Source organism: Streptomyces sp. Je 1-369 (assembly GCF_026810505.1).
Classification (GTDB): Bacteria; Actinomycetota; Actinomycetes; order Streptomycetales; family Streptomycetaceae; genus Streptomyces.
In genome coordinates this window covers 8,806,471-8,820,026 of the sequence record NZ_CP101750.1, presented here as the reverse complement: position 1 = coordinate 8,820,026, position 13,556 = coordinate 8,806,471, and the positions used below count along the sequence as shown (strand labels likewise).

15 protein-coding genes are annotated in these 13,556 nt (G+C 68.6%); 7 read left to right on the top strand and 8 right to left on the bottom strand.

Annotated elements, in window-relative coordinates; translation table 11 throughout:
* Positions 1 to 273: 273 nt before the first annotated feature.
* Together NOO62_RS39080 and NOO62_RS39075 are read right to left on the bottom strand one after the other, a co-directional pair.
* Positions 274 to 843, bottom strand: coding sequence for a helix-turn-helix domain-containing protein (locus NOO62_RS39080; protein ID WP_268768793.1), 570 nt, complete (start codon positions 841 to 843; stop codon positions 274 to 276).
* A 270-nt stretch (positions 844 to 1,113) separates the two neighbouring features.
* Positions 1,114 to 1,659, bottom strand: coding sequence for a flavoprotein (locus tag NOO62_RS39075; protein WP_268768794.1), 546 nt, complete (start codon positions 1,657 to 1,659; stop codon positions 1,114 to 1,116).
* 132 nt (positions 1,660 to 1,791) lie between these two features.
* On the opposite strand from NOO62_RS39075, the gene NOO62_RS39070 reads away from it, so the two are divergent.
* Positions 1,792 to 2,970, top strand: coding sequence for a helix-turn-helix domain-containing protein (locus NOO62_RS39070; protein ID WP_268768795.1), 1,179 nt, complete (start codon positions 1,792 to 1,794; stop codon positions 2,968 to 2,970).
* Between the two features lie 92 nt (positions 2,971 to 3,062).
* Positions 3,063 to 3,545 (top strand): hypothetical protein, encoded by a 483-nt coding sequence (locus NOO62_RS39065; protein WP_268768796.1) that lies wholly within the window; start codon positions 3,063 to 3,065, stop codon positions 3,543 to 3,545.
* Between the two features lie 443 nt (positions 3,546 to 3,988).
* Here NOO62_RS39065 and NOO62_RS39060 read toward each other — a convergent pair whose 3' ends face one another.
* Together NOO62_RS39060 and NOO62_RS39055 are read right to left on the bottom strand one after the other, a co-directional pair.
* Positions 3,989 to 4,330, bottom strand: coding sequence for a hypothetical protein (locus NOO62_RS39060; RefSeq protein ID WP_268768797.1), 342 nt, complete (start codon positions 4,328 to 4,330; stop codon positions 3,989 to 3,991).
* Positions 4,331 to 4,739: 409 nt separating this feature from the next.
* Entirely contained in the window at positions 4,740 to 5,972 is a 1,233-nt protein-coding gene (locus NOO62_RS39055; RefSeq protein ID WP_268768798.1) for an FAD-dependent monooxygenase, read from the bottom strand.
* Positions 5,973 to 6,116: 144 nt separating this feature from the next.
* On the opposite strand from NOO62_RS39055, the gene NOO62_RS39050 reads away from it, so the two are divergent.
* Entirely contained in the window at positions 6,117 to 6,698 is a 582-nt protein-coding gene (locus NOO62_RS39050; protein WP_268768799.1) for a TetR/AcrR family transcriptional regulator, read from the top strand.
* Between the two features lie 203 nt (positions 6,699 to 6,901).
* Here NOO62_RS39050 and NOO62_RS39045 read toward each other — a convergent pair whose 3' ends face one another.
* Complete coding sequence (locus NOO62_RS39045; protein ID WP_268768800.1) at positions 6,902 to 7,240, bottom strand: MerR family transcriptional regulator; 339 nt, start codon at positions 7,238 to 7,240, stop codon at positions 6,902 to 6,904.
* A gap of 846 nt (positions 7,241 to 8,086) precedes the next feature.
* Between NOO62_RS39045 and NOO62_RS39040 the strand changes: the two genes are divergently transcribed.
* Positions 8,087 to 9,718 carry a hypothetical protein gene (locus NOO62_RS39040; RefSeq protein WP_268768801.1) on the top strand — a complete coding sequence of 544 codons (1,632 nt, stop codon included), beginning with the start codon at positions 8,087 to 8,089 and terminating at the stop codon, positions 9,716 to 9,718.
* A 64-nt stretch (positions 9,719 to 9,782) separates the two neighbouring features.
* Here the strand turns inward: NOO62_RS39040 and NOO62_RS39035 are convergent, their stop codons facing one another.
* Both NOO62_RS39035 and NOO62_RS39030 read right to left on the bottom strand, forming a co-directional pair.
* Entirely contained in the window at positions 9,783 to 10,793 is a 1,011-nt protein-coding gene (locus tag NOO62_RS39035; protein ID WP_268768802.1) for a HEAT repeat domain-containing protein, read from the bottom strand.
* The gene (locus tag NOO62_RS39030) at positions 10,780 to 11,559 is read right to left on the bottom strand and encodes a HEAT repeat domain-containing protein (protein WP_268768803.1); all 780 of its coding nucleotides are present in this window, start codon (positions 11,557 to 11,559) and stop codon (positions 10,780 to 10,782) included. The genes NOO62_RS39035 and NOO62_RS39030 overlap by 14 nt, the downstream gene beginning before the upstream one ends.
* A gap of 215 nt (positions 11,560 to 11,774) precedes the next feature.
* Between NOO62_RS39030 and NOO62_RS39025 the strand changes: the two genes are divergently transcribed.
* Together NOO62_RS39025 and NOO62_RS39020 are read left to right on the top strand one after the other, a co-directional pair.
* Positions 11,775 to 12,011 carry a hypothetical protein gene (locus NOO62_RS39025; RefSeq protein WP_268768804.1) on the top strand — a complete coding sequence of 79 codons (237 nt, stop codon included), beginning with the start codon at positions 11,775 to 11,777 and terminating at the stop codon, positions 12,009 to 12,011.
* Between the two features lie 305 nt (positions 12,012 to 12,316).
* Positions 12,317 to 12,532, top strand: a complete 216-nt coding sequence (locus NOO62_RS39020; RefSeq protein ID WP_268768805.1) for a hypothetical protein — start codon at positions 12,317 to 12,319, stop codon at positions 12,530 to 12,532.
* Positions 12,533 to 12,599: 67 nt separating this feature from the next.
* Here the strand turns inward: NOO62_RS39020 and NOO62_RS39015 are convergent, their stop codons facing one another.
* Positions 12,600 to 13,001 carry a RidA family protein gene (locus NOO62_RS39015; protein WP_268768806.1) on the bottom strand — a complete coding sequence of 134 codons (402 nt, stop codon included), beginning with the start codon at positions 12,999 to 13,001 and terminating at the stop codon, positions 12,600 to 12,602.
* A gap of 104 nt (positions 13,002 to 13,105) precedes the next feature.
* Here NOO62_RS39015 and NOO62_RS39010 point away from each other — a divergent pair, with 104 nt between their 5' ends.
* Positions 13,106 to 13,489 (top strand): winged helix-turn-helix transcriptional regulator, encoded by a 384-nt coding sequence (locus tag NOO62_RS39010; RefSeq protein ID WP_268768807.1) that lies wholly within the window; start codon positions 13,106 to 13,108, stop codon positions 13,487 to 13,489.
* Positions 13,490 to 13,556 lie beyond the last annotated feature (67 nt).

The window sequence follows — 13,556 nt, the reverse complement described above, 5'->3', positions numbered from 1 at the left end:
GCGCGCGGTCTGCTCCGCAGACACGACGCGCCGCCGCTACGCGGCGGGAAGCCGCGCTCCGCGCGGCAGCCGGCGACTCCGTCACCGGCGCGGACAACTCCGTTGTCCGCGGCTCGAATCGCTCCGCGATTCGGCCTACCGGAATTCGCTCCGCGATTTCCGGGTGAAATCCGCTCCGCGGCTTTCACTAAAAGCGGCAGCAAAGGCCAGGCCTCGTACGCATGGTGACGCTCCGTCAGTTGACCGTACGTCACCACCTGATATGACGTCAGTTCACGCCGCAAACCCCACCGCCGAAACATATTCGTACTGCCCCCATTGCGACCCCAGATCCACAATCGCGTCCACCCACGCATCGTCCTGGGCCGTCGCATCTCCAGCCGCCCATGACCGGATAATGGCGTCCCACTGACGGATGTTGAGACTGCGGTACTCCAGCACTCTCTGGAACCGTCGGTCGACCTGGGACTGGTTGAACGGGTGGATCTCCACTCGGGTCCCTCCCCCGTTGTTCAGTCGGCGCAGCAGGTAGCGGGCCACGTTCTGGCGGCGTACCGCACGGTAAGCAGCCTCGATCTTCGCCAGGTTGGCCTTAGAGGGGCGACGTTTACCTGTCAGCCAGGCGTTGAGAGTGCGGTCGGTGACCGTCAGGCCGGCATCACGTGCAGCCTGGCGAGCGTGGCCTGTGCGAGTCAGGTATTTCAAACGGGCCATCAGGCCGCGTTGTTGTGTGATCGGGGTGGCGATGAATTCGGTGAGTTTGTCGAGTTGGCGGGCGACGGCTTCACTGCCCTTGATTCCTCGGGCCCCGTAATGCCCGAAATCATGTGTCCTTTCCGGCATGAGGGTCCCTTTCTGTGAGGATCTGTGGTTTACACAATACCTTAACTACGGCTAATTTTCCGGCATTTGGGCGAATAGTGTTCGTTGAATTCTCGCATCTCGCTCCAGCCGCCGTACGAGGTCCGGATGCCCTGATCTTCCTCGGTGACGGGGCACCTCAGCCCGAGCCTGAAGCGGTCCCGAGTCGGCCACGCTCGTTCCCGCCCGCCGCCAGTACCCACGACAGACAGAGCTGCCCCCTCTCGCCTTCGAGTGGAAGGGGGCCTTTCGTCATGCTCGGCCGACCAGCTCCCTTGCATAGGCGACCGCAGCGCCCCACGGGTATGCCTGCGGCGTCCCGGTCCCCGGCGCGTTAGGCATGAACCCGCCCTCGCCGTACAGGACCGTGATGCCCTGCTCGCGCAGCTCCGCGATGCTGCGGTCGAATTGCCGGTGTGTGGCGTACGCGGCGTTCACGCACGGCATGGTCACCGTGGGGATGCCCTTGCCGATGCCCTCGGCGACGACGCCGACCACGAATGACGATGTCATGCCGAGCGCCCAGGAGTTGATGCTGTTGAACGTCGCCGGAGCGAAGAGGATCACGTCGGCCTCGGGCCACACATCCGGCTCGCCGGGTGCCTTGTACTCACTGCGTACCGGGTGTCCGGTGAGATCGGCCAGGTCGTCGAGGGTCTCGTGCAGCCAGCGTGCTGCAGAAGGCGTGAGTCCGAGACAAACGTCCCACTCATCGGCCTGCGCCATGCTGATCACCTTCGCCACGTCGAAGACGGGCGGTGCTGCAGAGCCGAACAAGTAGAGCGTCCGCGTAGTCATGGGCCCTATCCCACCGGCCGTGCCGTTCGCACGCAACTGCTCCTGGTCCTGGTGGGCCGAGGGCATAAGCCGGGCCGGTGGTATCGAGCGCGGGTACCGTTCCAAGTGGTGAGCCAGGAACGGAGTTCCCGTATGCCTAGAGACGACCACCCCGGTACCAGGATCGCGAAGTACAGGAAGCTGGCCGGATACACGCAGAGTGGTCTAGCCCTCAAGATCGGCTACTCGTACAGCCTCCTGCACCAGGTAGAGAGCGGCCATAAGGCAGCAAGTACGGCCTTCATGGCTGCCTGCGCTCGGGCGCTGCACATCGGCGTCGCGAGCCTGACAGGACAGCCGTACATGACCGAGCTCCAACAAGATCGCCTCGCCGGGCTCATCCGCCCCATCCGTGAGTCCCTCGATCTGTACGACCTGGGAGCCGACCCCGACGTCGCCACGCGTGAGACGCCCCAGCTGACAGCCGCAGCAGACCTCTTGTGTCAGCAGGTCCGAGCTACGCATCTCAACAAGGCAGCGCAGACGCTGCCGCGGCTCATCGCCGAGCTGACGACCGCGGCGTACCGCGCTCCCTCCAGAGAGCTGTGGGCTGCTCTCGGGTCTGCGTATCGCACCGCCCATGACGTCACGATCAAGCTTGGCTTCTACGACCTCTCCACCATCGCTCTCGATCGCATGGAGTGGGCGGCTCAACGAGCCTCGGACCCGGTCCTCGCCGCTGTCCGCCAGTACATGCGAGGCCTCGTCTATCACCGTGAGGGTGAACTCGCCATCGGACGACGTCTGGTGCAGGCCGGTCACCTCCTACTTGAACAGACCGGCGAGACCTCGGAGGTGTTGGCCGTATCCGGGCAACTGCATCTTGGCGCCACTGTCATGGCCGCGCGTGCCCGCGACGAGGACGCCTTGAAGAGCCATCTGCGGGAGGCCAAGGAGATTGCCAAGCGAGCCGGGGACGTCGAGCATGTGCACTGGCTCTCCTTCGGGCCGACGAACTGGGCCGCGCATGAGCTGTCGGCGCTCACGGAGATCGGCCAGTTCGGCAAGGCCGTCGAGAAGGCGAAGAAGCTGCGCATTCCGGACTCTTGGCCGACGTCGCGCCGTGCCCACGTGTGGATTGACCGCGGGCGCTCGGAGATGGAGACGGGGCGCAGCGGGGCGGCGCTCACCTCGATCGCGAAGGCCCGCGAGCTGGCTCCGCAGCAGACGCGATACCACCCGGGGGCTCGCGCGACGATTGAAGGGCTGGTGCGCCAGCGGCGTAGAACGCCGGACGCCCTGGGCTACATGTCAGCGTGGCTCGGTCTGTGACACCCACTGTCACCGAAGAGTGACAGTTATCGCCGTTGCAGGTCACCACCCTTGTCTCACAGCTGATCAGTGACGGCGGCAGGGGTTGGACAGTGGACACGCAGCAGACATACAACGTGGTCTTCGACTGGCTGGCGCGTGCGCAGGCGGCGCCGCAACAGGCGCGACGGGAGTGGACGGAGCGGGGCTTCGCCCTGCTCCCGCTCGGCAGGCGGTTCAACTCGGTCTACCTGCCCGGTCCGCTCGTACATGTCGCGGCCGGAACCAGTGACCTGGAGATCGTGACCCGTATGCTCGCCGAGCTGCTTGATGGCCCGGTCATCCACAATCGCCCGCAGAACCAGTACTACGCGCTCGTCGAGCGCACGCCCGTGCCGCCGTGGACGGCAAAGTATCCTGAGGCCCCGATGCTGGGGAGCGGCCAGTACCTGTCCGTCCCTGCCTCTGACCTCACCGGCCCGACTGGCCTGCACTGGGCGGTGCGCCCTCGCATCGCGGGTGACTTGTGCGCTGTTCCGTCTGTCGCCGCTCTCATCTGTATGGCTCGCGATCCGCGATGGTCGGGCGCACGATGAGTGCCGCCGGCGGACTGGTGTTCTCGATGTTGAGCCCGGAGGCCGCCGCACGTGTGCTGGACAGTCGGCTTCGTGGGCACACGCCGGGCTGCCCCGGCTGTCGCACGGAGGAATGTGAGGAGGGCGTGCGCATGCGCCGGGCGCTCCGGGCTGTGCAATCCGTACTGAAGGGGCCTGAGCCTCCCGCCCCGCCGCTGCCTGCCTGCGGGGAGGCGCGATGCTGATCGATGGCGGACAGAGGCTGGTTCTCACATAACTCAGGGCGGTCACGGGGCAGGTTGGTGCCTCGGCAGCTGGAGCAGGTTGTGCTGGGGCAAGGCCATCGCGCGCTTCTCGTCCTTGCGGGAGAGTGGCGCGATGGCCCAGTGGACAGGTCTTGGCTCAAGGCCTGTGGTGTGTCCCCGGGGCGGGTGGCAGCGTGCCCGGGGGTTGTGCGGGGTCTGTCACCACCAGGCGCCGCACCTGCCGGCGCGGCTGTCGCAGACTCGGAAGTACACCTTGTCGCGGTCGTTGTAGCTGCCTGAGTACGAGGACCTGTAGACGGTGCCGTCTTCGTACCGTTCCAGGTAGCTGTACGACGGCAGTGTGGAGGGGCCGTTCGTCCTCCATTTGCCGTCGTAGTCGTTGCCGTCCCAGACCCAGGTCTTGCACAACGGCAGCTTGCCGCCGGCCGGTCCGGGCAGGTTGGTGCACGCCTGCGCTGCCGATGCCGAGGAGGCGAGCCCGACTGATGTTGCTGCAACGACAGTGGCCGTGAGACCGATTTGCGCGATGATTCGCTTCACGTGCCATCCCCCTTGTTCTTCTTGCCGTCAGGGCTCCGAAGGCCCTGATCGAATGCACCGACCGGAAGCGTCTTCGGCGGTTCGCGCCAGTGCTGTCATCGGCGGGTCCGTTCAGCGCGGTGGTAGCGATGGAACGTACGCGCGTCGGTTTCCCCGCGGTGGTCGGTTGCGTTGTGACTCACAGGCTATGGAGTGCGGGGCCTTGGGCGCGTCCTGCGGTGGGTTGAGCCGGGAGTACTGCGCTGGTTTGTTCGCTCGGTGAGTGCAACCAGTGCGGTACTGCTGAGTCGGGTTGGCGTCTGGTGCCGTCGGGGAGTGGTTGATTCCAGCAGTGCTCGGCCGGAGGCGCTCAGGCTGTGCCGGGGTTTTTTGCCGTCGTGGATCGGGGTGGTCAGCGGTGAGTCGCCGGTCAGGTGGCCGGGCTCGTTCGGGGTTCGGCCGTGGGGGTGGTGGTGCGGCCGTGCTCGGAGTCGGCGAGGGCCTTGCGGATGAGTGGGCGGGCGGCCTTTGACTGGAGTGCGCGCATGGCCAGTGCGTTGATCCGGATTCCCAGTGCGGACTTGGGTGCCATGGAGGCGACCCGGCCGGGCAGGAGTTGCTGTGCCGAGGTGGTTCTGGGTCGCATGGTCTGCTCGAAGGCGGTCAGCGCGGCGGGTGTCCGCGAGGTGTCGTCGGGTGCGCCTGCGGCGTGCAGTGCGGCTGCCAATTCGGCGGCGCCGCGCAGGGCGAGGGCGGTGCCGAGGCCGCTGAGTGGGCTGGCGCACCAGGCGCTGTCGCCGAGCAGGACGATTCTGCCGGTGCTCCACCGCGGTGTGTGTATCTGGTCGAAGGTGTCCAGGGCGAAGTCGTCGGCGTGTCGGGCCGCGGCCAGGAATTCGGCGGTGCGCCAGCCGACGTCGGCGAATGTCCGTTCCAGCAGGGCGTGTTGGGCTTGGCGGTCGTGTCGTGGGGGCAGTGTGTCGGTGGCGAAGGTCAGGCCCACCTCCTGGTGTCCGGGGTGGCCGGGGCGGGCCTCGACGGCGCGGCGGCCGGGTGCGTTGTGGGTGAGGAACCAGCCGTCGAGGGGCGGCGTTTCGGGTCGTTCGGTGAGGGTGAACCAGGCGTGGGCCAGGCCGAGGGGCTTGCGGTAGGTCTCCTCCGGTCCGAAGCGCAGTGTGCGGACCGTTGAGTGTGCGCCGTCGGCGCCTACCACGAGGTCGAATTTTTTCTGGGTGCCGCTGCGGAAGTGGGCGAGGACTCCTGTCTCGGTGTCCTGCAGTGCCTTGACGGTTTCGCCGAACCGGTGGGTCACGCCCGGGCCGGTTGCCTCGTGGATGATCCGGGCGAGGTCTGTGCGCAGCAACTCCTCGCGGGAGACGTAGCCGCGGCCGTCGAATGCCTCTACCGGCATCTCGGCGAGGCGTCGTTCGTGTGCGTCGATCCAGGCTGCGCCGCGCTGCGGGACCAGGCGGTTGAGTGCCTGCTGGAGCAGTCCGGCGCGCTGGAGGACCTCTCGGCTGTCGCCGCGCAGGTCGACGGTCTGGCCGCCGGTGCGCAGGGTGGGTGCGATCTCCGCGACGGTGACCGTCCAGCCGTCCCTTTCCATGAGTAGCGCGAGGGTGTCCCCCGCGATTCCAGCGCCGACGACGAGTGCGTGGGCCACGGCATCCTCCGGTTCCGCTTGTGCTTTGGCTTCTGATTTGGCTTCGGGTGCTGGGGTGGCCCAGCAACCCTCATGCGAATGTTTCGCATTTACCGTAGGCCTCTCGGACGCACTAATGCAAGAGTTTCGCGATAGAGTGGAGCGGTGACGCAAGCATCAGGGACTGCCCGCCCCGGCGGCCGTACCGCCCGCACCCGTGAGGCCGTGCGCGCGGCCACCCGCGAGCTGCTGGCCGAATCGGCCGACGGCACCGTCGACATCGCGGAGGTGTCGGCCCGCTCGGGCGTCCATCCCGCCACCGTCTACCGCCGCTGGCGCAGCGCCGACGGCCTGATCATCGACGCGGTGGTGGACGAGCTGGACAGCCGTTCGCCGTTGCCCGCCACCGGCGATCTGCGGGCCGATCTGCACGCCTGGATCACCGGCCTGCTCAGCGATCTGACCAGCCCCGGCCACCTGGCCTTCTTCCGGGCCCTGCTCCGGGCCGGCGGCGAGGGGCAGGACACGCGGAGCTTCGCCGAGCCCCGTATCCAGCAGATCCAGGCCACCCTGGACGCCGCCGGTGCCACCGTGCTGACCTGGATGGACATCTTCGAACTGGTGCTGGCACCGGCCTATGTGCGGGCGCTGCTGACCCTGCCGATGGATCCGGCGACCGAGGCCGTGCGGCTGGTCGACAACGTGCTGGCGGTCCGGGCGGCGCGCGAGCGTGCAGCGGTGGAGTGAGCACGCAGCGGTGAAGTGAGCGTGCGGGCGCCCCTGCGCGCCGCTCACGGGCCGTCGGTACGCGGCCGCTTTCGCCTTGGACGGTCACGGTCCGGCTGCGCCCGGTGCGGCCGCCACCGCGCGGGCCCAGCTCCGCCGTCAGCGCGACCGGCACCGCCTGCATACCGTCAGGTCGTCACGTCGCGCGATGCTGTACGGGCCGCTCAGGGTGTGGCGGGCGGGTGCGGTGCGGCGGCGGTGCGGCGGTGTTCGGCGTTGATCCGCTGGGCTTCTTCCAACTGGTCTTCGAGGATGACGATGCGGCAGGCGGCTTCTATAGGGGTGCCCTGGTCGACGAGCTCGCGAGCGCGGGCTGCGACGCGCAACTGGTAGCGGGAGTAGCGGCGGTGTCCGCCCTCCGAGCGCAGCGGGGTGATCAGGCGGGCCTCTCCGATGGCGCGCAGGAAGCCCTGGGAAGTGCCGAGCATGTCGGCGGCCCGGCCCATGGTGTAGGCGGGGTAGTCGTCGTCATCGAGCCGGTTGAACGAGTCGTCTGCTGTCATTGCACCTCTCTGTGGAACGCGCTTGAGGGGCCCGGGTGCTCTACGGCACCCGGGCCCCGAAGGAACTGCTACACCATCTGCCGGCCCTGGTACTGCGCCGGCCCTCTGTTTCCGCCGACCCGGCCTGGGAGCTGCCGGGGTTGCGGGGATCGCGGTTGCTTGACCGGAGACCACCTCACTATCGATGTCCTGCGGTACCCGGGCTCAAGGCTTACGCCCGGGCGATCCTGATGGCGCCTGGCTCCTCCGTTTCCCTCGGTGATCAACTGCGTACTGCTGAACTGCACTTACGGGTACTGCGGTACTGCTCATGGCGGCCCCTGATCACTGCGGGCCACCCGGTCCGGTCGCCAGCCCCATCGCCGTCACGCAACAACCCTGGCTTCGAGACTCCGCCACCGCACCGTCCTGCCTACTGCAACTGCGGGTACTGCGGTACTGCTGATACTGCGGGTACTGCTGCCTGGCAGTTCGTCTCTGCCCGGCCCTGTTAACTCCCTGGGTTACGAGAGAAACCATAACCAGAGCACCGCCCAATGTCTACTCCAGCCAGCATAGATTTTCGCGTGTTCGGCGGCGAGGTAATCGGCCTCGAGTGGTGGGGGCGGGTGGTGCCGGATGCGGTGCTTCCGGGGGGCCGTGGGGATGATGTGGCCCGTGACCGATACCTCCCGTCGTAGTCTCCTCGGCGCCCTTGGGGCGCTCACCGTTTCAGCCGCGGTTCCATCGGCTGCTGCTACTGCCGCCGCCGCGGCTCCGGGGCGCGGTGCTCCCCTCGCGTCCGCCGCGCCGCTCGCGTCAGCGTCCGGCCCAGGGGCTGCTTCCACGAGCGGGCCGCGCTCGGCGATGACCTTCACGGGGACGCCGTACGACACGGCCGCCTTCGCCCCTTCCTTTCTCGGCGAGCTGAGTGCGACGGTGCTGCCGGGTACGCCCGTGCGTACGGAGGTCCGGCACGGGCAGCAGCGGGTCGCCGTACTGACCAAGGGGGCCCGTACCGTCCTGATGTCCGGGCCCGAGCGGACGTTCACGGAGAACAAGCAGTCCTTCACCGACGTGTTCCACCGGCTGGTCCCCGACCCGGCGCTCCCGCCCGCCAAGCAGCTGAAGCCCGGCTGGGGCACCTCGCCCGCCGGCGGTACCTGGAGCGTGTACGGGGGAACACCCGGCGACGCCGACTTCGGTGTCCACACCAGGGGCGCGGCGACGATGCTCCTCAAGGACACGGAGGAGGGCCGCTACGCCACGTTGACCGACGACCAGATATCCGACGTCGACGTCACCTGTGAGGCCTCCTTCGACAAGGTGCCTGCGGGCAACGCCTGCTCCTTCGCCCTGCTCTTCGGGTACCGGGGCGGGAGCGCGCACTACCGGGCCCGGCTCTCCTTCACCACGAAGGGGGAAGTCGACCTGCGCGTCGAGAAGGTCGCGGACGGCAGGACGGTGGTGCTGGCCGAGGCGGGGCCGCTGGCCACGGATGTGCGGGCCGGTGCTGTGTGGCAGGTCCGGGTGCGCCGTACGGGGGCGAAGGCGCAGGTCACGGCGTGGCCCGCGGCCGGTGGGGAACCGCAGGCGCCCACCGCGGAGGTCGAGGTCGCCGAGGCGGGGCTTCGTAGCGGGCGGGTGGGGGTGCGCGGGTTCGCCTCTCCCGGCTGTACGAACCTGCCCGTCACCTTGACCGTGCGTCGTTTCGAGGTGGCCGAAGCCACCTGGGCGTCGCCGCCCTCGGTCACCCATCGCGACTGGGTGCGGCTCCTGGATGCGCCGTTCGACGGTGAGTGGACGCCGGGCCTCGAGGCCGTGGTGCGCGGCTGGGCCGGTTCGATGGCGCCGGATGTTTTCTCGTACGCGATGATGTTCCTGCCCGGCGCCCCGCATGTTCAGGGTGCGGATCCGCGGGTGGCGGGCGCTGACGTGCTGGGCGAGGCGGGGTACGGAGCGCCCGACAGTCAGGGGCTGCTGCCCGTCGGCGCGGACTTCCACGACTACATGCAGCGGCCGTGGACCTTCCCCGACGAGACCCGCAGGCCCGAGGACGGTCAGCTCGGCAACCTGGACTGCTCGGGGTATGTGCGGATGGTCTACGGCTTTCACATGGGCGTGGACATGGTGGCGGTGAAGGACCCGGCGAAGAAGGCGCTGCCGCGTAAGTCCGGTGCGATGGTGGACTTCGCGCCCGGTGTCCGCGTCGCCCAGCGGGCGGGTGGTGGCGGTTCCGCGGTGGATCTGGGGCAGTTGCAGCCGGGTGACCTGGTCCTGTTCGACGTCCATGACGTGGCGGGAGACCCCGAGGATCCGGAGGCGTACGACGTCGATCATGTGGGCGTTCACCTCGGCCTCGACCGGGCGGGCAGACGGCGTTTCCTCTCCAGCCGCAAGAGCGCCGACGGGCCGACCATGGCCGATGTCTCGGGTGCGTCGATTCTGGACGGGCCGGGGATTTACGCGGACTCCCTGCATACCGTCCACCGCCTCTGAGGCGGCTCTTCGCCGGGAGTGGGCGGCGGGCGTGTCCGTCGGTGCGGCGTCGTCGCTGTGCGGGTCAGCGGCGGGCCCGGCGGGCTTGGAGGAGGTACGTGGCGGTCAGTGAGACTGCCTGGTCCTCGTCGTGCGACAGCTGTAGGAGGGCTTGTGCGGCTGTCGTTCCCGGGATGTCGGCGAGTGCCTGGGTCAGGCGGCCGCGTGCGGGTGGTTCGGTGGCGGGGTGGGCGAGGTGGTCGACGAGGCGGGTGGTGATCCGGTCGGCTGTGGTGTCGTCGCTGCTCGCCAGTCGGCTCAGTGCGTCGGCCGCGTCGGTGTCGTTTCTTCCCGCGACGATCATGTCGATGAGCGTCGCGATCACTGTGCTCTCCCCGCGTGTTCCGAGCGCCAGGGCCGCTTGCGCGCGGACCTGCGGGTCCGGGTCGGTGACGGCGTCGCGCAGGTGTGTGGTGGTCTCGTCCCCGGGCATTTCGGCGAGGGCCTGGACGGCACGCTTGCGTACCGCGGGCAGGGGCGAGTCAAGGCCTTTGGCCAGGAGTGCCGGGGCGTCGGCGGGTGCTTGCGCCAGTGCCCATCGCAGGGCGCCTGCGACGTTCGGCTGCGTTTCGCTCAGTGCCGCTTCGACCAGGGCCTCCACCGGCACGGGAGTTCCGTGGGCGGTGGAGAGGGCGGCGCGCTGGCGGGTTCCGGGGTGGTGCGATCCCAGCGCCTGGAGGAGCGCGACGACCTTCAGGACGTCCTGCCAGTCGGTGGGGCCCGCGGCGTCGATGCGGCGCAGGCGGGTGAGCAGTTCGGTCTCGGTGGCGATGCGGTCGTGTGTCTGACGGATGAGGTCGCCGACGAGTGCCGCGGGGGTGAAGTCCGGGTCGCCGAGGGCGCGCCCGATGTCGCGCAGGGACAGGCCCAGGGAGCGCAGGCTTTCGATGTGGAAGATCCGCTGGATGTCTTTCGCGGAGTACTCGCGGTAGCCGGAGTCGGTTCGCTGTGCTGGTTGGACCAGGCCGAGGGATTCGTAGTGCCTGAGCATGCGGGCGCTTACTCCGGACTGTTTTGCCACCTCACCGATCAGCACGGGGCCTATTGTCCGTCCTGTGGGGCGCGCCCTGGCCGTCCCGTGGGTCGTCCCGTCCGTTCTGTGGGGCGCCGGTGAGGGCCATGGTGCGTTTGGCTTCCTCGATCGCCAGGGTGAATCCGGCGTCCGGGTCGCGCAGCAGTCGCCGGGTGGCGAGGGCGTGGGCTCGTATGTCGGGATCCTGGGCTGTGGCCGCCTCGTGGAGGGCCGGTTCGATGACTGTGCCGAGCGCGACCAGTGCCTGGCTGAGGCTCAGCTGCGTCTCCCGCTCACCGCGTCCGAGCTGGGTCGCCAGAGTCGCGGCCAGGGCGGCTTCGTCGCCTTCCGGTACGAGGACGACCGCGGCGCGCCAGGCGCTGCGCGCGACGTCGTCGTCGGTGTCGGTCAGCAGGTCCGGTGTGATGGCCGGCCAGGACCGCGGGTCTGCGATCTTGGACAGGGTGTGCAGGGCCTGGCTGCGTGCCTGGGCGCGCTCCGAGCGGACTTCCCGGAGCAGTTCGGGCAGTGTCAGGGCCACGGGGTGGCGGGTGAGTGCCCAGGTCAGCATGTCGCGGACGAAGAACTCGGGCTCGGTTGCGCTTCGTTGGATGAGTTGGCCGACGTAGCGCGGGTTGGGGGTGGTACCGGTTGCCAGGGCGGCTCGTAGGCGTACGGAGGAGTTGTTGTCCTGCAGTGCCTGGAGTGTCTGCTGGGTCAGGGGGGTCTGAGGGGTCTGCTGGGTGTGGGGGGCTCGTGCCGGGTCTGGGGGCTGGGGTGTCGTGGTCATCGGTCCGCCTCTCTCTGGGAGGCAGTGGACACCTTGTCACCGTGACAAGGTCAAGCGGAGGCGGCTGCCTGGCCGGCTGCCGGGGGCGCGTGGGCCATGCGGTAGCACTCCGGGGACCGTTCGGGTGGAGAGGGGGGGCTGGACCGTTACCCGGGGCTGCCGCCGCGGCAAGTGACATGGCGACAGCACCTGCATATTCCAGGAGGAATATCCTCATGCGCGTTCGCTCGACCATCCTCGCCGCCGCCCTCACCGTGTCCGTTCTGGCCATCGGGGCGGGTTCGGCCGTCGCCGACGACGACCACGACGCCCCGCACCACGGGGTGGGCTACAACCACAAGGGGTTCGCCGGTACGTACGACAGCGTCGGCGGCCCGCTCGGCATCGTCTGGGCCCAGGCGGCGGGCTACGGCCACGAGGGCATGGGGCACGAGCCCGGCGCCCAGCGCTGACGTAGGCACTCGGGATCCGCAGAGGCGCGGTGGTGAGGCGGGGCTCAGCCCTCCTCACCACCGCGTTCTGTCATGGGCGGCCGCGGGTGTTTCTTTCGCACGGGCGTTCTCGCGCCGGGGAGTTCTTGGGGGCGGGCGGGCTCAGTCATGGCCGGGGAATCACACGGATGAGCGATGTCCTGCCGATGACCTCGCTCGTTGAGTGATCGCTGATCTTGTGCGGCGGTTGGGCCGCGGCAAGACGGCGTGGATCTGCCGGAGCGTTCCCCGCTTCGGCGCGAGAAGAGGAGAACTTTGTGCGTCGGATGAGTATGGCCCTGGCCCTGGCTGTGGCCGCTGCCGGGCTCGGTGCGTCGGCAGCGACCGCCCAGGCATCGTCTTCAGCTCACAAGCAGGGCCCGCCGTTCCCCTACCAGGACTGCCTCAAGGCGACCAAGAACAAGGGCGAGAGCCCTTCTCAAGGCCGTTGGCACTGTGACCAGCTGGTCAAGAAGGGATGGGTCCTGCCGCCGAACCGGTGACCTGTCCTTCTCCGGGGGGCGCCTTCGTTGGCGCCCCCCCGGGAGCCCGCATGAGGCCCGCGAAGCCTCAGGCGGGCAGTTTCGTGTCGATGACGAAGCTGATCTCGATGAGCTGGCCGGGGAAGGTCAGCTCGGTGACGCCCAGGGCCGTGGCGGCCGGGCGGTGGTCGCCGAAGTACGCCAGGTTGCCCTTCATCGTCGCCGCGCTGTGCCGGTGCAGGTTCACCAGGTACAGGGTCTGCGCGATGACCTGGTTGCGGGTGGCGCCGTAGTGGGCCAGGACCTTGTCCATGTTGGCGTGGGTCTGCTTCAGCTGGGCGGTGAAGTCGCCGGCGTGGAGGAGCTCGCCCGCCTCACCGAACGCGAGCTGTCCGGAGACGTGGACGAGATCGCCGGACTTGATCGCCTGCACGTAGCCGAAGTCGTCCTCGGCGGGCACGTCGAGGTGGAAGGTGCTGGGGGTGGTCATGGTGGTGGCCGTCCTTCCGGGACGCTCTCTTGTGGTTACTCGGTAACTGTAGGAGAGTGATGGCTGACCTGGAAGAACGCACTTTTTAGTGACTGGGGAACCTGATGGTGACCAAGCAGCTCCTCAAGGGCCTGCCCGAGGACGCCGACCTGCGGCGCGCGGACTCCCTGGCGCGGGAGATCTTCTCCGACGTCGCCAACAAGTGGGCGCTCCTGATCATCGAGGCGCTCGGCGAACGCACCCTGCGCTTCGGTGAGTTGCGCGACGAGGTCGAGGGCGTCAGCCACAAGATGCTCACCCAGAACCTGCGCATGCTGGAGCGCAACGGCCTGGTCGAGCGGAAGGTGCATCCCACCGTGCCGCCGCGGGTCGAGTACACCCTCACCGGGCCGGGCCGGGGACTGCTCGCCGCGGTCGACGCCATCTGTGGCTGGACCCACCGGCACCTTGCCCATATCGAGGGTGCGCGCGGCCGGTTCGACGCCTGAGACCCCAGGCGCCCAGGGCGGCGGCGGTGGTGGCGGGTTTGGTGGGACGGCCGCGTTCCCCCGTGGC